At 59.2% G+C, this 17,625-nt stretch carries 14 protein-coding genes and 1 tRNA gene; 6 read left to right on the plus strand and 9 right to left on the minus strand.

Annotated elements, in window-relative coordinates; all coding sequences use genetic code 11:
• Positions 1-105: 105 nt before the first annotated feature.
• Genes B3R00_RS06340 through B3R00_RS06355 form a run of 4 tightly spaced genes read left to right on the plus strand, consistent with a single transcriptional unit; the run spans position 106 to position 4,909 of the window.
• Complete coding sequence (locus B3R00_RS06340; protein WP_286998224.1) at positions 106-1,521, plus strand: efflux transporter outer membrane subunit; 1,416 nt, start codon at positions 106-108, stop codon at positions 1,519-1,521.
• 21 nt (positions 1,522-1,542) lie between these two features.
• On the plus strand, positions 1,543-2,931 hold the full coding sequence (locus tag B3R00_RS06345) for an efflux RND transporter periplasmic adaptor subunit (RefSeq protein WP_286998129.1): 1,389 nt from the start codon (positions 1,543-1,545) through the stop codon (positions 2,929-2,931).
• Positions 2,928-3,704: an ABC transporter ATP-binding protein gene (locus tag B3R00_RS06350; RefSeq protein WP_286998131.1), complete on the plus strand. Its 777-nt coding sequence runs from the start codon at positions 2,928-2,930 to the stop codon at positions 3,702-3,704. The genes B3R00_RS06345 and B3R00_RS06350 overlap by 4 nt, the downstream gene beginning before the upstream one ends.
• On the plus strand, positions 3,704-4,909 hold the full coding sequence (locus B3R00_RS06355) for an ABC transporter permease (protein ID WP_219162428.1): 1,206 nt from the start codon (positions 3,704-3,706) through the stop codon (positions 4,907-4,909). The genes B3R00_RS06350 and B3R00_RS06355 overlap by 1 nt, the downstream gene beginning before the upstream one ends.
• Positions 4,910-4,986: 77 nt before the next feature.
• Here the strand turns inward: B3R00_RS06355 and nhaA are convergent, their stop codons facing one another.
• The 5 genes from nhaA to B3R00_RS06380 form a co-directional block, all read right to left on the minus strand.
• On the minus strand, positions 4,987-6,375 hold the full coding sequence (gene nhaA / locus B3R00_RS06360) for a Na+/H+ antiporter NhaA (protein ID WP_286998135.1): 1,389 nt from the start codon (positions 6,373-6,375) through the stop codon (positions 4,987-4,989).
• A 445-nt stretch (positions 6,376-6,820) separates the two neighbouring features.
• Entirely contained in the window at positions 6,821-8,584 is a 1,764-nt protein-coding gene (locus tag B3R00_RS06365; RefSeq protein WP_286998137.1) for a TRAP transporter large permease, read from the minus strand.
• A 20-nt stretch (positions 8,585-8,604) separates the two neighbouring features.
• On the minus strand, positions 8,605-9,216 hold the full coding sequence (locus tag B3R00_RS06370; protein WP_174863141.1) for a TRAP transporter small permease subunit: 612 nt from the start codon (positions 9,214-9,216) through the stop codon (positions 8,605-8,607).
• Positions 9,217-9,409: 193 nt separating this feature from the next.
• Positions 9,410-10,543, minus strand: coding sequence for a substrate-binding domain-containing protein (locus B3R00_RS06375; RefSeq protein WP_286998140.1), 1,134 nt, complete (start codon positions 10,541-10,543; stop codon positions 9,410-9,412).
• A 225-nt stretch (positions 10,544-10,768) separates the two neighbouring features.
• Positions 10,769-11,272 (minus strand): low molecular weight protein-tyrosine-phosphatase, encoded by a 504-nt coding sequence (locus B3R00_RS06380; protein WP_286998142.1) that lies wholly within the window; start codon positions 11,270-11,272, stop codon positions 10,769-10,771.
• A 290-nt stretch (positions 11,273-11,562) separates the two neighbouring features.
• On the opposite strand from B3R00_RS06380, the gene hdhA reads away from it, so the two are divergent.
• Positions 11,563-12,330, plus strand: coding sequence for a 7-alpha-hydroxysteroid dehydrogenase (hdhA, locus tag B3R00_RS06385; RefSeq protein WP_286998144.1), 768 nt, complete (start codon positions 11,563-11,565; stop codon positions 12,328-12,330).
• Positions 12,331-12,531: 201 nt separating this feature from the next.
• Positions 12,532-12,605 (plus strand) — tRNA-Gly (locus B3R00_RS06390).
• Positions 12,606-12,635: 30 nt separating this feature from the next.
• Here the strand turns inward: B3R00_RS06390 and B3R00_RS06395 are convergent.
• The 4 genes from B3R00_RS06395 to mutS form a co-directional block, all read right to left on the minus strand.
• Positions 12,636-13,004: a hypothetical protein gene (locus tag B3R00_RS06395; protein ID WP_286998146.1), complete on the minus strand. Its 369-nt coding sequence runs from the start codon at positions 13,002-13,004 to the stop codon at positions 12,636-12,638.
• 112 nt (positions 13,005-13,116) lie between these two features.
• Positions 13,117-13,947 (minus strand): alpha/beta hydrolase, encoded by an 831-nt coding sequence (locus B3R00_RS06400; RefSeq protein WP_286998149.1) that lies wholly within the window; start codon positions 13,945-13,947, stop codon positions 13,117-13,119.
• A gap of 34 nt (positions 13,948-13,981) precedes the next feature.
• On the minus strand, positions 13,982-14,803 hold the full coding sequence (locus B3R00_RS06405) for a proteasome-type protease (RefSeq protein WP_219162355.1): 822 nt from the start codon (positions 14,801-14,803) through the stop codon (positions 13,982-13,984).
• A gap of 85 nt (positions 14,804-14,888) precedes the next feature.
• Entirely contained in the window at positions 14,889-17,483 is a 2,595-nt protein-coding gene (gene mutS / locus B3R00_RS06410; RefSeq protein ID WP_286998225.1) for a DNA mismatch repair protein MutS, read from the minus strand.
• Between the last annotated feature and the right edge of the window lie 142 nt (positions 17,484-17,625).

Here is a 17,625-nt window from a genome sequence, read left to right on the forward strand (position 1 = left end):
TCTGCACAATCTGGGGGTAGAAACAGGCTATTGCGATTTTTCGTCCCCAGCATGTACCAGAACTCCAGCACCATTTTTTTGCGACCTTTGCCGCGTTTTTGGGCGATGCCCATTGCTGTGGCATGTAGCGTATTTATTGCAGGTTGTACGCACACCTCTCGTTTTGATGGGCAAAGCACGACTGTGGCTGTGCCAACGCAGTGGAGCAGTACGGCGGCCCAGCCTCAGCAGCGCACGCCGGAAGACCTCAGTCGCTGGTGGCAGCGGTTTGGTGATGCACAGATGACAGCGTTGATTGAGCAGTCACTGCATGCCAACCCCAGTGTGCAATCGGCCCAATCATCATTGCGCCAAGCGCGGGCGCAGCTGGATGTACAAGCAGCCTCTCGCATCCCCAGCGCAAGTGCTGGCTTTGACCGAGGGCGTAGCTGGGAAGGTGGAGACAATGGCAGCAATAGCTATGCAGCACGTGTCAGCGCCAGCTGGGAGGCTGATTTGTGGGGACGCCAGGCGAATGCGGTGCAGGCTGGGGAGGCCAATGTCCAAGCAGCCGTGGCGGCGCTGGAAGGCGCGCATGTGTCACTGGCGGCAGAAGTCGCGCTCAACTACATTCAATTGCGTAGCCTGCAAAACCGGCTAAGGATTGCCCAGGACAACGTGGGCATTCAGCGGGAGAACCAGCAAATCACCGAATGGCGTGTGCAGGCAGGGTTGGCCACTTCGCTGGACGCGGAGCAGGCGCGCTCTTTGACGGCGCAAACGGCTGCACAAATTCCGGCGCTGGAATCTTCGCTGGCCCAAACACGCCATGCCTTGGCCATTTTGACGGGCCAACCACCTTCGGCCTTGGATGCGCAGCTGCTGGCAGCGCAACCCTTGCCAGTGGCGCCTGACAGTCTGGCCATGACGCTGCCTGCAGACACCCTGCGTCAGCGCCCGGACGTTCGCGCACAGGAGCAAAAAGTGATAGCAGCTGTGGCTAATCTGTCATCGCAAGAGCGTGCCAATTTCCCGACGCTGCGCCTGTCGGGTTCGCTGGGGCTGAATGCTTTGACATTGGGGGCTCTGAGCGGAGCCACAGTGGCCCAAAACATTGCCGCAGGACTGGCTGCGCCTTTGTTTGATGCCGGGGCGAATCGTGCTCAGATTCGTGTGCAACAAGCGTTGGTGGAACAGGCGCGGATCAGCTACCGCTCGACGGTGCTGACTGCCTTGCAAGAGGTCGAAGATGCCTTGGTGCAGTTGCAAGGCGATAAAGACCGCTTGGTGCAACTGAAGATTGCCGAAGAGGCCGCACGTTATGCCCAACTGCTTGCCAACCAGCGCTACAGCAGCGGCCTGGTGGATTTTCAGACTGTGCTGGATACCCAGCGCACTTTGCTGTCATCCCAAGACAGTGTGGCCACGGCACAAGCCTCTATCAGCACGGATTACGTGCGCCTGTACAAAGCGTTGGGGGGCGGCTGGCAACCCCTGAATGCCGAGGGCCAGGTCATCGACACTGCTGCGGCACAGCCTTAAAGATTCAACGGAAAACAAACAATGCGTAAAAAAACATCCGCCAGTACCGCCCAAGACGTGCACGAACTTTTAGGTGATGGCCTTGCCCGCAAGTGGTGGCAGAACCCCACCATTTGGATTGGCGCTGTGGCGGTAGCAGGTGCCATTGGTGGCTATTTCATGTGGCAAAACCATCAGGCTGCGAATGCCAAGCCCGTGTATGTTTCCCAAGAGGTCAAGCGCGGCAATCTATCAATCACGGTGGCGGCTAACGGTACCTTGCAGCCTACGCGTACGGTGAATGTGGGGTCTGAATTGTCCGGTACCGTGCGCAATGTGCTGGTTGACGTGAACGACACGGTGAAAAAAGGCCAGGTGCTCGTGGAGCTGGATACCGACAAGCTCAACGCACAGCTCAACCGCTCCAAAGCATCGGTTGCTTCCGCGCAAGCACGCTTGCAGCAATCCCAAGCGACGCTGAAAGAGGCGCGTTCCAATTTGGCCCGGCTGGAAGAAGTGCACCGAATTTCGGGGGGGAAAGTACCTTCTGCAGCAGAAATGGATACGGGGCGTGCCGTGGTTGACCGAGCAATTGCAGATGAGGCCGCGTCTCGTGCTGCGGTAGATGATGCCCGGGCTGCGCTAAAGAACGACGAAACCAACTTGTCCAAGGCCTCGATCAAATCGCCCATTGATGGCGTGATCCTCACGCGCAGCGTAGACCCGGGCAATGCGGTGGCAGCTTCATTGCAAGCCGTGACCTTGTTCACCGTTGCCGAAGACCTGAAGCAATTGCGACTGGAAGTCTCGGTGGATGAGGCTGATATTGGCCAGGTCAAAGAGGGCCAGCGCGCCAGCTTTACGGTCAGTGCCCATCCCTCACGCATCTATCCTGCCAAAGTGACGCGTGTGGACTACGGCTCTACCAAGACCGATAACGTGGTGACTTATTTGGCGCGCCTGGAAGTGCGCAATGAAGACTTATCACTGCGCCCCGGCATGACGGCCTCTTCGACCATTCGCTCCAATGAGCGCACAGATGTGCTGCTGATCCCGAATGCGGCGTTGCGCTTTACCCCGGTGGGAATGACAGCCCCCGTTGCAGCAGATGCAGCAGCACCCGATGGGCGTCCTTCAGGTGCTGCGGGCGAGCGGGGCACGCGCCCCCAAGGTGCTGGCAGCGCAGGCAATAGCGGCATCATGGGGCAACTCTTGCCACAACGCCCTCGCATGAGCCGTGGTGGTGCCGGCGGCAGCCAAGCGCTGGGTGCGGGTCAAACCCGTTATGTATGGGTGCTGGAAGCGGGCACGCCCGTGGCGGTGCAAGTCAAGACGGGCCTGAGCGATGGCCGCATGACTGAGGTGGAGAGCGAAAAGCTCAAGGAAGGCGCGCAAATCATTACCGACCAGCGCAGTGGAGCCGTGCGATGAGCGATGCCGCCCCACAAGCCAGCAGCCCTGTGCCCCTGATTAGGCTGCGCAACATCGTCAAGGTATATGGCGAGGGTGGGCTGGCATTCAAGGCGCTCAAAGGCTTTGATCTTGATATCGAGCAAGGGGACTTTGTGGCCATCATGGGCCCCAGCGGCTCGGGCAAGTCCACGGCCATGAATACCTTGGGGTGCCTCGATCGCCCCACGTCTGGCGAGTATTTGTTCAAAGGCGTGCACGTCGAAGACCTGGCCCGTGATGAGCGCGCGCGTTTGCGCCGTCGCTATTTCGGGTTTGTGTTCCAGGGGTTTCACCTGCTGCCACGCACCACAGCACAGGAAAACGTGGAGCTGCCGCTGCTGTACCGTGGAGAGACCAACGCAGCGCGTCGCGAAGCGGCTGCCAAGGCTTTGGAGGCCGTGGGCTTGAAAGGCTGGGAGCACCACACGCCCGCAGAGCTATCGGGGGGGCAGCAGCAGCGCGTGGCGATTGCACGGGCGATTGTCAGCAATCCGGTGGTGCTGCTGGCGGATGAGCCCACGGGCAATTTGGATACCCAGCGCAGCGAAGAAATCATGGAGTTACTCTGGAAGCTCAACAGCGAGCAAGGCATTACGGTGCTGATGGTGACCCATGAGCCGGAGATGGCTGCCTATGCACGGCGCATTGTGCGTTTCAAGGATGGTTTGCTCGACAGTGATACGCGCAACGAACCCTTTATGCTGCGCCGAGCCGCCCGCAGTGCGCCAGTGCAGCCGCAGGAGGGGCATTGATGTTTTTGAACACCATTCTTTTGGCACTGCGCTCCATTCGCCGCAATTTGCTGCGTTCATTCCTGACCATTTTGGGCATTGTGATTGGCGTGAGCGCCGTGATCACCATGGTCACTTTGGGCAATGGCGCCACCATGGCCGTGCAGTCGCAAATTCAAGGGCTGGGCACCAACTTGCTGCAAATCCGTGCGGGGCAACGCATGGGGCCGGGCGCTGCACCGGCACCAGCGTTCAAGGATACGGATGCGAATGTCATTGAGCAGCAAATCGGAGGCATTGCCGCCGTGGCACCCGAGGCGCGCTCCAGCGTGACGCTGGTGGCTGATGGCCGCAACTGGTCTTCCAGCGTGATTGGCAGCACCAATGCTTGGTTGCAAACCGGCAACTGGACGCTGGCGCAAGGCCGTGCATTCTCGGACGAAGAGCTGCGTGCTGGTGCGCCGGTGTGTGTGATTGGCTCAACCTTGCTGCGTGAGTTGTACCAAAACAGCGCCGATGTTCTGGGGCAGCAGCTGCGGGTGAAGGCATTTTCCTGCACCATCATTGGTGTGCTGGAATCCAAAGGCCAAGGTGCGTTTGGTAACGACCAGGACGATATGGTGCTGATCCCGCTGAAAACTTTGCAGCGCCGCGTGACGGGCAATACGCGGGTGAATACCTTGCTGGTTTCGATGGCAGACGATAGCGACCCAGAGCGTGTGAAAAGCAGCTTGCGAGACCTGCTGCGCGAGCTGCGCAAGCTGGCGCCGATGGACGAGGACAACTTCAACGTGCTCGACACCAAACAGCTGGCTGACACCATGGCAGGTACCACCAAGGTGATGACCACCTTGCTGGGCGCGGTGGCTGCCGTGAGTTTGCTGGTGGGCGGCATCGGCATCATGAACATCATGCTGGTGAGTGTCACGGAGCGCACGCGCGAAATTGGCTTGCGCCTGGCGATTGGGGCGCTGGAGCGCGAAGTGCTGCTTCAGTTTTTGATTGAAGCGGTGGTACTGGCAGCGCTGGGTGGTTTGATTGGGATTGCAATTGCGGCGGCTGCATCGGTGGGCTTGGCGCAGGTGATGCAGGTGCCTTTCATATTCAATCCCACGGTGAATGTGCTGTCCTTTGTGTTCTCGGCTGCGATTGGTGTGGTGTTTGGCTATTTTCCAGCGCGCCGGGCGGCGCAGCTGGATCCCATTGAGGCGCTGCGCCACGAGTAAGCACAAGGTTGCCGCAACTGAAAAAAAGCCGGAGCGCACCAGCGACTCCGGCTTTTTGATGGGCGAGTGGCTGGGGTTTAGGCCGCAGCACCCAAGCGCTTGCGCATTACAAAGCCATAGGACAAGCCTGCGATGGCTGCCGCAGCAGAGGCGCCCAGAATGCCCATCTTGGCAGCGGCCAGCAATTGCGGATCGGTAAAGGCCAGTCCGCCGACAAAAATGGCCATGGTGAAACCGATGCCAGCCAGCAAGCCCACCAGCAGTACGCCTGGCCAAGTCACCCCTTGGGGCAGTTGGCACAGGCCGGTTTTGACCGCCAAAAACGTGGCAAGGAACACGCCCACAGGCTTGCCCAGCAGCAGTGCCAGCATGATGCCCGAGGCCACCGTCGCGGGGCCCACGGCACTCAAGTCCACGCCACCAAACTGCACGCCGGCATTGGCCAACGCAAAGACCGGCATGACGGCAAAAGCCACCCAAGGGTGCAGCATCATTGGCAAGCGAAAGACAGGGGGGAGCAGATCACGCTGGGCACGGGTGGCAATATGCAGTTCTTCATACAGCACATGCGCATCAAAACTGCCGCTACGGGCATGCACTTGCACGCGCGAGAGGGCTTGTTGTGCGGCTTCCAAATGGTGGCGGGGTGCGGGGCGCATGGCGACAGGAGTCATCAGCCCCAGCACCACGCCCGCGAGCGTGGGGTGGGCCCCCGTTTGCAGCAGGCCGAACCACAGCACGGCACCGGGGAAGACGTACAGCCATGCTGAGGCCACGCCCATGCGGTTGAACAGCAGCACCAGCAGCAGACCGACAAAGGCAATCCCAAAGCCGCTGTAGTCCAGGCCGCCGGAGTAAAAGAAGGCGATGATGAGCACCGCCACAATGTCATCGATGATGGCCAAGGCCAGCAAGAAGATGCGCAAGGGGCCGGGAATGGATTTGCCCAGCAGTGCCAGCACGCCCACGGCAAATGCAATGTCGGTGGCCGTAGGGATGGCCCAGCCGTTGAGCAGTTCGGTATCGCCCGCCGCAATCGCCACATAAATCAAAGCGGGCACCACCACGCCGCCCACGGCGGCAACCACGGGCAGGCTTGCCTGGCTGAGGCTGGAGAGCGCGCCGTTGTGCATCTCGCGGCGAATCTCCATGCCCACGACCAGAAAGAAGATGGTCATCAGCACATCGTTGACGACAAAGTGCAGATCGGTATTGACCGTCCATGGGCCCAGGGTGAGGGACAGCGGGGCATGCCATGTGTCGAAGTAGCTTTGTGCCCACGGAGAGTTGGCCCAGAGCAGGGCCACGGCTGCGGCGATGAGCAGCACGATGCCACTCATGGACTCGATATGCAGCATCCGGCTAAAGCCAGCGCTGGCACGCTCGGCCGCAGTTTGCAGCGCAGGAATGTGGTTGCTGGGGGCTGGAAACTGCGGGTGAAGGGGAAATTGCTTGGGTGAATCCACGTATGCGCTTTCTCTTGGTTGGGAAAGTGCCGCAGCGATCGCTTTGGCAAGCATACGCCCAGGCTCAAGCAAGCACGGGAGCGCCTGTGTCAGCGCGGGCTGAAAGCAGGCGTGGGTGGTATGGCAAAACGGGTGCGTACGGCACGATTGTGTGCAGGCGGCCCGACCTGCACGAAACACCTGCCATCACCACTGCATGTGGTGGGCACCCGGCACCAAGTGTACCGAAACACGGCTGATCTCCTGCGTGCTAAATCGGAAGAGGCACAAGGATATTTAAAAATAAGAGCGGTTAGCGCTTTATTTGCATGGGTTTGAGATTGAAAAGAGTATTAAAGCCATGTTTATTGAGCGCTAGGTGCTCATTTTTTAAAGTGCATCAGCACAAAAAAAAGCCCCTGAGGCTTTCGGCACTCAGGGGCTGGGAGGGGGCTGTTGGACAGGCTTATTTGGCCATGGAGTCTTGCAAAGCCTTCATGGGATCTTCGTCGGCCGTGTCAGCGCTGGGAGCGTTTTGTTGTTGCTGCTGTTCCATGAACGGATTGTCAAAATCCACCGGCGCAGGCATTTCGGCTTCCATTTGCTCGCGAATGGCATCCAAGTCGTACACGACCTTTTCATCCAGGCCGCTGGACACGATGCCGGGGAAGGCAATGATCAGGCCCACCATCAGCAACTGAATGCACAGGAACGGAATGGCGCCCATGTAGATCTGGTTGGTGGTCACCGGGGCAATGCGCTTTTTGGTGAGCTTGTCGGTGTATTCCTTGTCCGGGGCGACCGAGCGCAGGAAGAACAGCGCAAAGCCGAACGGTGGGTGCATGAAGGAGGTCTGCATGTTCACTGCCAGCAACACGCCAAACCAGATCAGGTCAATGCCCAGCTTGTCGGCCACGGGGGCCAGCAGCGGCACGACGATGAAGGACAGCTCAAAGAAGTCCAGGAAGAACGCCAGGAAGAACACCATGATGTTCACCAGGATCAGGAAGCCCAGCTGGCCGCCCGGCAGGTCCGACAGCAAGTGCTCCACCCACAGTGGGCCGTCTACGCCCTGGAAGGTCAGGCCGAACACGGTGGCGCCAATCAGGATGAACAGCACAAAGCACGACAGCTTGGTGGTGCCGACCAGGGCCTGGCGCAGCAACTGATAGCTCAGGCGCTTGCGGCTGACGGCCAGGATCATGGCACCCAGGGCACCCATGGCGCCGCCTTCGGTTGGCGTGGCAATGCCCAGGAAGATGGTGCCCAGCACCAAGAAGATCAGTAGCAGCGGGGGAATCAGCACAAAGGTGACTTTTTCCGCCACGTGCGACAGCAGGCCCATGCCCGTGATGCGGTTGATCGACGCGGCCACGAAGGCCAGCGCCACGCCAAAGCACATCGCGAAGACGATGGTCTCGTCCTTTGCCACTTTTTCCACCACTTCACCGGTCAGCCAGCTGTGGATGGTCGTCATGTTGTGGGCAGCAAACACCGATACGCCCACGCACAGGATGGTCAGCACCAGCAGCGACATCAGTCCGCTGGAGCCGTCCTTTTCCTTCAGGCTGCGCGCTTCAGGCGGTAGGGCCGGCACCATGGCTGGCTTGAAGATGGCGATGGCGAAAACCATCAGCATGTAAAAGCCCACCAGCATGAAGCCTGGCAGGAAAGCACCCTTGTACAGGTCGCCCACGCTGCGGCCCAACTGGTCGGCCAAGATGATCAGCACCAGCGATGGCGGAATGATCTGCGCCAGCGTGCCGGAGGCGGCAATCACGCCCGAGGCGATGCGGCGGTCATAGCCGTAGCGCAGCATGATGGGCAGCGAAATCAAACCCATCGAGATCACGGAAGCCGCCACCACACCGGTGGTGGCCGCCAGCATGGCACCCACCAAAATCACCGCGATGGCCACGCCACCACGGATGGGGCCAAACAACTGGCCCACGGTGTCCAGCAGGTCTTCCGCCATACCGCTGCGCTCCAGGATCAACCCCATGAGCGTGAAAAACGGAATGGCGAGCAGGGTTTCGTTTTGCATGATGCCGTAGATGCGCAGCGGTAAGGCCTGCATCAGGGCTTCGGGCAGCACGCCCAGCTCAATCCCCACGACGGCGAAGAACAGGCCGCAGGCACCGAGGCTGAATGCCACCGGGAAGCCCAGCAGCAAGAAGCAGATCAGACCCGCGAACATGATCGGGGCCATATTGTTTGCAATGAATTCCATAGCTATGTCTCCCTGTGCACTCAGGCGCTTTTAGCGGCGTTGCGCGCGGCTTCTTCTTCGGCCTTGCGGATGACTTCGGCCAACTCTTCTTCCGGTGTTTTTTCCAGAATCTTGACGGTTGGGTCGTCGATCAAGCCCATCAGGAATGCAATGCGTTTGATGAGCTCGGACAGGCCTTGCAGCATCAGCAGACCAAAGCCCAGGGGCATCATCAGGTACACGGGCCAGCGGATCAGGCCACCAGCATTGCTGGACATTTCGCTGGTGTTCCAGGCCTGCAGGAAGAAGGGCACGCCGTGATACAGCACGATCAAGCACATGGGCGTGAGGAACAGGGCGAAGCCCACTACATCAATCCAGACGCGGGTGCGCAGGCTGAGTTTGGCGTTGATCACGTCCACTTTGACGTGTTCTTTTTCCAGCAGCGTGTAGCCGGCGGCCAGCAGAAAGGAGGCGGCAAACAAGTACCACTGCACTTCCAGAAAAGCGTTCGAGCTGGTGTGTAGCACCTTGCGCACCACGGCGTTCACGCCGCTGATGACGGTGGCCGCAAGAATGAGCCAGATGACGTATTTACCGACCCAGGCGTTGAGCTGGTCGATACCCCGTGAGAGTCGTAGAAGTGCTTGCATGGTGTCTCCAAAAAGCGCGATATCTGCCGCAGGTACAGCGTATGGCGTGTGGCCACACGGCCCTGCAGGCTTGTAAGAATGCACAGTCGCGCGATTCTACGGAGCGCCCTAAGTACTTGCTGACGGCTTTGTGACGGAGGTGTAAAAATTCAGCACTTTTGATGTGTTTTTGGGTGTCAATAAAGGGTTTTTACTAGGTGATGTCGATGCTGTGGGGTTGATCTTGCGCATGGTGCGAACAGTTTTTTGACCACCAAGGCAGACGCTCATGCAGCAAGCCGACGTCGCCGCTGCCCGTACAGTCATGGCCGCCCAGGGCCTGCATGCTCTGGCGCCAAGCCACAGAGCGCAGCATGCTGCACAGCGCCTGCATCGCAGGGTGCTGTAGCAAGTTGGCGTGACAGACCAGCAGATCATGCTCTTGGCATAGCGCCACAAAATCCAAGCCCTTGGCCAAGGCTGCGGAGGCAATGCCGAGTCCCACATCTGCTTGCCCTTGTGCGACCGCTTGGGCGACAGCGTTGTGGCTGGGTTCTTCGTCATCAAAACCTACGATGTCCTCCGGGTGCAGATGCGATTGCGCCATCAAGTCGGCCAATACAACGCGGGTGCCCGTGCCTAAAGGGCGATTGACAAACTGTGCCTTGCGCTGGGCCACGTCTTGCAAGCTGCGTAGCTGTAAAGGGTTGCCCGCAGCAACGATCAGGCCTTGCGCGCGGCGCCCCAAACTGATGCAGCGGTGCTGTACCACATCCAGCAGGGGTTGATAGATGTGGGCAGACATCGAGTGTTTGCCAGCCGCCTCCAGCACATGAAAACCTGCCAGTGCTGCCCGGCCTTCATTCAGGGCGCGCAAGGCATCAACACTCACACAAGGAGTCAGGTCGAGATGCACGGCCAGAGGGCCTTGCATGCTGGCAAATTGACGCAGCACGCTATAGGCACTGTCATAGCTGGCATGCAGCGAAAGGACGGGGGTGCGCTCGTCATAACTCAGTGCAAAACTGCGCTCCAGCTCCGCTTGAATGGCTTCGATATGCGGTGCCAAGCGTGCTTGGGCTTGGCGCTCAGTGAGCAGCAGGCGCTGGCCAAAAGGGCTGAGCTGGGCGGTATGACCCTTGCCCCACAGAATGACTTCGCGGCCCAGTTGGTCCTCCCACTTTTTCAGGGAGCCCCACACATGGCGGTAGGAAAGCTGTAATGCGCGTGCTGCGCCAGAAATAGAGCCTTCCTGTGCGATGGATTCCAGCAATGCCAGCAAGGGGTGGTGAATGACACTGCTTGATGGTGCTTCTTGCAGCGTGTAGTGAAGTTGGATGCGTTGCACGGAGGAAAGGCTGCTGAAAACTCGAAGAAGGGGCTGCCACCATAGCGGCAAGCGCGTTCCACGTCAGGAGAAGCCTTATGTCCACCATGTAATTCGATGTTTGCAGCCTCGGTGTAACCACGCACAAAGGGCGATCTGGATGGGAAGAAGCGGGCGGCAGGAGGTGTCCATAGCCCGCCATAGCCGCTACATCACCATGCAGCAGACGCAGAAAAAGTGGTTGGCTTAAAGCGCCAAGTGCTCTTTTTCAACATGCTGCAAAACGCCTTGGCAAGCATCTTCAATCAGGTCGAGCACATGTTCAAAACCTTGGTCGCCGTCGTAATACGGGTCGGGCACGACAGGGCTGCGCATGTCGCGGCAGAACTCCGTCAGGCGGTGCAGCTTGTGGCGCTGCCCAGGTGGGCACAGCGTTTGTGCTCGGGCCATGTTTTCATGGTCCATTACCAGCACCAGGTTGTGGCCTTCGAAATCTTCACGCGTGAGCTGGCGTGCGCGCAAATCACTCAGGTCGTAGCCGCGTAGCAAAGCGTGTTTTTGGCTGCGGCGGTCGGGAGCCTCTCCGACATGGTGCGTATGTGTGCCGCAGGAGTCGACACTGAACCAGCTGCTCCAGCCACGGGCGTGCACCATGCTGCGCATGACGCCATGGGCGCTGGGGCTACGGCAAATATTGCCCATGCACACCACGAGCACGGAGAAAGAGGCAGGGGGCGGAATGAGAGTCATGGATGGAGCGCGAGGGAAATTTCAATAAGATGGTGCAACGTATCAAACCATACCTGCGGTGCGATGATTGGAAATCAGGAGCTGCCAGCCTTGAGGCAGAAGCAATCTTGTGCGAGCCAGCAGCTTAGGTGAGATTTTGCGTGCAAATGTAAAAAAACAGGTTTTGGAAATAGCTTGCACTAGGATGAAAAACGCTGGTGGGCAATCTCTCTAATGCTGTGTAGCTGTGGAGCAAACGTGGTTTCAGCTGAAGATGGCCTGCCAAGCATTTATCTAACAGGAGGTGCGCTATGTACAACCCAGCAGATTTCACGCTAGAAGGACAGGTGGCAGTTGTGACCGGCGCCGGCGCCGGTATTGGGCGCGCTATCGCAGAAACTTTTGCAGCAGCAGGGGCTGCAGTGGTTGTCAGTGATTTGCAGCAGTCCACGGCTGAAGCAGTGGTTCAAGCTATTGCGCGCAAAGGCGGGCGTGCAGTGAATATTCCGTGTGATGTGACCCAAGAGCACAACCTCGAAACCTTGGTGCAAGAGACCGTGAAGCACCTTGGCAAGCTCACAATTTTGGTGAGCAATGCGGGCGGCGGCGGGCCAAAACCATTTGATATGCCGATGACTGACTTTCGGCGCGCGTTTGATCTCAACGTCTTCTCGCTTTTTCGGCTGGCGCAACTGGCAGCACCCGAGATGGAAAAAGCGGGCGGCGGTGCCATTTTGGCAATCACTTCCATGTCCGCAGAAAACAAAAACAAACGCATGGCTGCCTACGCATCGTCCAAGGCTGCCACCAGTCATTTGGTACGCAATATCGCATTTGACTTGGGAGATAAGGGGATCCGAGTCAATGGAATTGCGCCTGGCGCAACGCGCACTGCGGCATTGGAGTCGGTTTTGAGCCCAGAAATTGAAGCAAGGATGCTGAGCCACACACCGATTCACCGCTTGGGAGAGCCGCAGGATATGGCAAATGCTGCACTTTTCCTGTGTAGCCCCGCTGCTGCGTGGATCAGTGGGCAAATCCTGACGGTTTCAGGTGGCGGAGTGCAAGAGCTGGACTGATGGGCACAACGTCCACATCACAGTTGGTACCCAAAGCTAGACCGGGTTTGTCTACCTGGCTAGGGACAGCCCAGTGTGCTGTACAACAGTTTTTTGGGATCAAGTGGGGCGGTGTTAAGATAGCGCGGTTGCTAAATATTTGCCCGCTGTAGATGCATAATTTATAGCGTTTTCTTTCTTGAAAACAAGGGCAGAGCAAATGCGGGTGTAGTTCAATGGTAGAACTTTTGCTTCCCAAGCAAATAGCGTGGGTTCGATTCCCATCACCCGCTCCATCTCAAGCCCGCTCGCGGCATTGATCTCTCTTATTCCAACCCAAACTTCTGGCCCAAGGCCTCGCCAAAAGCCGCATTGCCCGTCAACGTGAGGGTGAGCGTGGTGTGGCTGCCCGGCTGTGGCACTGCGGCGTCTGGCTGGCCCGATTGCGTATTCCAGCGAATAGCGATGGCGTGGCCATGGTCATCGTCTTGGGCGCTCAAGTCATAGTCCCAGTCACCGCCTTCCTCCAGTGGTGCGCGGCGGCCATAAAAGTCTTGGTGCGCCCACAGCAGGACTTGGCGCACTTCAGCGAGCAGGGCGTGCCAGCGGTTGTCCGCTACGCTGGCCATGGCATCCCAGGTGCCGTTGCCGTCTTCGTCTTCGCTGTATTCAAAATCCAGGTAATCCAAGGCCATGAGGTTCTTTCGCTAATTAGCTAAAAGAATAGCTAGTAGCGCCTGTTTATATTGAGTTTCAAATACAAAACGCCTTGAAAACAAGGTTTTATGAGCGCAAGCAGCTTCTTTTTTAGGACTTGCTGTGTTTGGCTGCGGCCACTTGCAGGTTCAACAGGCTCGCTTCGATCGCGGCTGCGGTCATGTGAGGTTGTTCCATGGGGAAGAGGTGGCTGCCGTCCACCAGCATGGTGCGCCGATGGGTGATGCGCAGCGTCATGTCCATGCCAACTTGCTTCATTTCTTGGGAATAAAGGCCGCCAATAAACGCAGCAGGGCAGCGCAGCGGGTGGCGGCGCAGCATGGCGTTCAGGTTGTGGGGCAGGGTGTTGTAGATGGCGGTTTCTTCTTCGCGCGTGAAGTGCAAGGTGAAGCGCCCGTCGTTGGTGGCGACAAGACCGTGCGCTACATAGTCTTGCAGCACTTGGGGGTGCCATTGCGCGAACGATTTTTTGCTTTGGAACAGAGCCAGTGCTTCTTCCCGGCTGTTCCAGAGATTGCGGCGTTTGCGGCTGATTTTGCCAGGGGAGACATTGCCCACCAGCTGGGTGCGCTTGGCCATTTCCAGTGACGTGGCACGCCAGCCGCTGATCAGGGGGGAGTCCAGCAGCAGCACACCAGATGCCAGATGGGGATGCTGGGCGGCGGTCATGGCGCTCAGGAAACCGCCCAGCGAGTGCCCGACCAAATACGCCGGTTGTCCCCAGCGCTGCACCAAGGGCGCGGCGAAGTCGGCCAGTTGCTGCGCCAGGTGTGGCCAGTTGCTGGTGACGGGGTAGCGCGCATCGTGACCAAAGCGGTCAATCGCATGGACGTCAAAACCACGTTCACGCAGCAGGGCAAACAGCAGGCGGTAGGTGCCAGCAGGAAAGCTGTTGGCGTGCGAGAAGATCAAGGGTTGCATGCGCGGGGTGGTGGTGCACGCAGGCCTGCCTGCCCTACACCAGCTTTTCTTCGGGAGTGGTGATTTTCTTGATGGGGCTGGGTTTGTCCATCACCAGCGGGACGGTGCTGTTGCCACCGAACCACTGCGGGTCCTCAATGCTGTCGAAGGCCGCGCGCAGGCGCTCGCCCCAGTTGCTGCGCAGCATTTGAAAGTAGGGGTTGTGTTCGTCAATGCACACCAGCTTGTTGCAGCTGAAGCGGTCTACCTCGTACACCGCCAGATCCAGGGGCAAGCCGACGGAAAGATTGGATTTGAGCGTGCTGTCCATGGACACCAGCGCGCACTTGGTGGCTTCCTCCAGCGGCAAGTCTGCGGTGAGCACGCGGTCCAGCACGGGTTTGCCGTACTTGGCCTCACCAATTTGAAAGTACGGGGTTTCTGCCGTGGCTTCAATGAAATTGCCTGCCGAGTACACCTGAAATAGGCGCATGCCTTCGCCCTGAATTTGGCCGCCAAACAGCATGGAGACATTGAAATCCACCCCGGCACGCTTGAGGGCCACGCCATCACGGTCATACACATGGCGCACGGCAGCGCCCAGCACGCGGGCGGCATCAAACATGCTCTTGGCGTTCCAGATGGTGAGCACCTCGCCTGTGGCGTCGTCGCGCACCGTCATGGTTTGCAGCAGCTCGCGCACGGACTGCGAGATGGACAAATTGCCCGCCGACAGCAGTGCCATAAAGCGGTCGCCCGTTTTCTCGTAAATCATCATCTTGCGAAAAGAGTTGATTTGATCGAGCCCTGCATTGGTGCGAGAGTCCGACAAGAAAACAAGGCCCGCGTCGAGCTTGATAGCGATGCAATAAGTCATGAAATTTCAGGCAGAAAGCCGCGGTGGCAAGCAAGTGTAGTGCCCGCTGGCGGTGGCAGCATGTCAGAAAGCACGCACGCAGCGTTCACGCGCGTTGCGCCAGTTTTTTCAGCTGGTACAGCGCCTCCAGCGCTTCGCGGGGGCTGAGCGCATCGGGGTTGATGTTGGCCAGCGCATCCTCAACGGGTGTGGCTTGCAAGGCCGAGGCGGGCATGGGTGGGGCGGTAAACAAATCCACTTGGTCCACGCCAGTGGATTCGCGCGCTTCCAGCGCTTCGAGTGTGTGGCGGGCGTGGTTGAGCACTGCCGCCGGCATGCCGGCCAGCTTGGCTACTTGCACGCCGTAGCTGCGGCTGGCCGGGCCGGGCTGGATCTCGTGCAAAAACACAATATCGCTGCCAGATTCGGCCGCGCCCACGTGCACGTTCACGGCGGCTTTGGCCTTGGCAGGCAGCTCGGTCAGCTCAAAGTAATGGGTGGCAAACAGCGTGAACGCCTTGGTGCGGTCATGCAATTGTGTGGCAATGCCGGAGGCCAGCGCCAGGCCGTCAAAGGTGCTGGTGCCACGGCCGATTTCGTCCATCAGCACCAGACTGTGGGGCGTGGCGGCGTGCAGGATTTGCGCGGCTTCGGTCATCTCCATCATGAAGGTGGACTGTGCGTTGGCCAAATCGTCCGCTGCGCCAATGCGGGTGTGGATGGCATCAATCGGGCCAATGCGGCAGGCGCTGGCGGGCACATAGCTGCCCATGCTGGCCAGCAGCACAATCAAGGCGACCTGGCGCATATAGGTCGATTTACCGCCCATGTTGGGGCCGGTGATGATCTGCATGCGCGTGTTCACGTTCATGCGCGTGTGGTTGGCGATGAAGCTGCCGCTGGAGGTTTCGGCCATGCGCGCTTCCACTACGGGGTGGCGGCCGCCCTCAATCTCAATACAGGGCACGGAGCTGAACTCCGGCTTGCTCCAGTTCAGCGTGAGCGAGCGCTCGGCCAGCGTGCACAGCACGTCCAGCGCCGCAATTGCCTGCGCTACGCGCGTGAGGCCCGGCACATGGGGTTGCAGCTGATCCAGAATTTGCTCGTACAGCAGCTTTTCGCGTTGCAGGGCGCGCTCGTTGGCTGAGAGTGCCTTGTCTTCAAAGGCTTTGAGCTCGGGCGTGATGTAGCGCTCGGCGTTCTTCAACGTTTGGCGGCGCTGGTAGTGCGCGGGCACCATGTCTTTGTAGCTGTTGGTGATCTCAATGTAGAAACCGTGCACCTTGTTGAACTGCACGCGCAGGTTCGGGATGTTGGTGAACAGCTTTTCTTTGGCTTCCAGCTCTAGCAGGAACTCGTCGCAGTTTTCCTGAATGCCGCGCAGCTCATCCAGTTCGGCATCAAAGCCACGCGCAATCACGCCACCGTCGCGCACCAGGGCTGCGGGCTCTTCCATGATCGCGGCGGCCAGCAGGTCGGCGCAGCCTGCGGGTGGTAACAGGTCTTTGAAGATTTGGTTCAAATAGGCCGCTGGTGCTTGCGGAGTGTGCGCGAGTAGCTGCGCTTTTTGTAGTGTTTTGCCCAAAGCGACCAACTCGCGCGGGCGCACCTGGCGCAGCGCGGTGCGCGCGGTGATGCGCTCCACATCGCTCACGCCCTTGAGTTCAGCGCGCAGCGCCTGCCAAGGCATGGTGCCACCCAGTGCATCGTTGCCGCGCAGCACTTCGGTGGCTTGCAGGCGCGCCATGGCGTCTGCAGGGTCGCGCTTGGGCTCTAGCAGCCAGCTTTTGAGCAGGCGACTGCCCATGCCGGTCATGCAGGTGTCCAGCAGCGAGAACAGTGTGGGGCTGTCTTCGCCGCGCAGCGTTTTCACCAGCTCCAGATTGCGGCGCGTGGTGGGCGGCAGGTTGATGAGCTGGTCATCGCGCTGCACGCGGATGCTGTGGATGTGCGTGAGGTTGCGGCCCTGTGTGTGCTCGGCATAGCTCAGCAGCGCGGCGCTGGCGGCGTGGGCCAGCGGCAGCTCTTCGGCCTCCCACGCCTTGAGGCTGGCAGCGCCTAGCAGCTCCAGCAGCTTGCGCTCACCCAGCCCCGTATCAAACTGCCAGTCGGGGCGGGGGGAGAGCGGACAAGCCACCGTGCCGCTGTGCTTGAGGGCAAACAGGCTTTGTTCAAAGCGCTCAGTCACGCCGGCGCTGTAAATCACTTCGCTGGGGCCAATGCGCGCCAGCCATTCGCCCAATTCATCTTGCGCGCATTCAGCCAGGTGGATGCGGCCTTGGGTCACGCTCATCCACGCCAGACCGCAGCGCTGGCGACCTGCGGTGTGCAGCGACACCAACATGGCTTCGGCCTTGTCGTTGAGCAGCTCGGCATCGGTCAGCGTGCCGGGGGTGACGACGCGCACCACTTTGCGCTCCACCGGGCCTTTGCTGGCGCCCACTTCTCCAACCTGCTCACAGATCGCTACCGACTCGCCCATCTTGATCAGGCGTGCCAGATAGCCTTCCAAGGCGTGAAAGGGGACGCCGGCCATGGGAATCGGAAACCCCGCAGATTGACCGCGTGCGGTCAGGGTGATGTCCAGCAGGCGTGCGGCTTTTTCGGCATCGTCCCAAAAGACTTCGTAGAAGTCGCCCATGCGGTAGAGCACCAGGGTGTCGGGATAGTCTTTTTTGATACGAATGTACTGCGCCATCATCGGCGTATGTTGCTCGATGGGTGCTTCAAAAGGGCTTTGATATTGTTCGAGTTTTTCTGACATTACTTTTTAGATCAACAGCTTGGGCTGTTAATGCTTGATTGGTTTGCCCTCGCCTGCACTCGGATACACTCGCCTACAC

The sequence above is a fragment of the Comamonas sp. UBA7840 genome, from assembly GCF_002501455.1.
Classification (GTDB): Bacteria; Pseudomonadota; Gammaproteobacteria; order Burkholderiales; family Burkholderiaceae_C; genus Comamonas; species Comamonas jiangduensis.

What these genes read in the sequence shown, in the direction of transcription:
- B3R00_RS06340 (WP_286998224.1), top strand. Translation starts at nt 106, where the DNA reads ATGCCCATTGCTGTGGCATGTAGCGTATTTATTGCAGGTTGTACGCAC.
- B3R00_RS06345 (WP_286998129.1), top strand. Translation starts at nt 1,543, where the DNA reads ATGCGTAAAAAAACATCCGCCAGTACCGCCCAAGACGTGCACGAACTT.
- B3R00_RS06350 (WP_286998131.1), top strand. Translation starts at nt 2,928, where the DNA reads ATGAGCGATGCCGCCCCACAAGCCAGCAGCCCTGTGCCCCTGATTAGG.
- B3R00_RS06355 (WP_219162428.1), top strand. Translation starts at nt 3,704, where the DNA reads ATGTTTTTGAACACCATTCTTTTGGCACTGCGCTCCATTCGCCGCAAT.
- B3R00_RS06365 (WP_286998137.1), bottom strand. Translation starts at nt 8,584, where the DNA reads ATGGAATTCATTGCAAACAATATGGCCCCGATCATGTTCGCGGGTCTG.
- B3R00_RS06370 (WP_174863141.1), bottom strand. Translation starts at nt 9,216, where the DNA reads ATGCAAGCACTTCTACGACTCTCACGGGGTATCGACCAGCTCAACGCC.
- B3R00_RS06380 (WP_286998142.1), bottom strand. Translation starts at nt 11,272, where the DNA reads ATGACTCTCATTCCGCCCCCTGCCTCTTTCTCCGTGCTCGTGGTGTGC.
- hdhA (WP_286998144.1), top strand. Translation starts at nt 11,563, where the DNA reads ATGTACAACCCAGCAGATTTCACGCTAGAAGGACAGGTGGCAGTTGTG.
- B3R00_RS06395 (WP_286998146.1), bottom strand. Translation starts at nt 13,004, where the DNA reads ATGGCCTTGGATTACCTGGATTTTGAATACAGCGAAGACGAAGACGGC.
- B3R00_RS06400 (WP_286998149.1), bottom strand. Translation starts at nt 13,947, where the DNA reads ATGCAACCCTTGATCTTCTCGCACGCCAACAGCTTTCCTGCTGGCACC.
- B3R00_RS06405 (WP_219162355.1), bottom strand. Translation starts at nt 14,803, where the DNA reads ATGACTTATTGCATCGCTATCAAGCTCGACGCGGGCCTTGTTTTCTTG.
- mutS (WP_286998225.1), bottom strand. Translation starts at nt 17,483, where the DNA reads ATGATGGCGCAGTACATTCGTATCAAAAAAGACTATCCCGACACCCTG.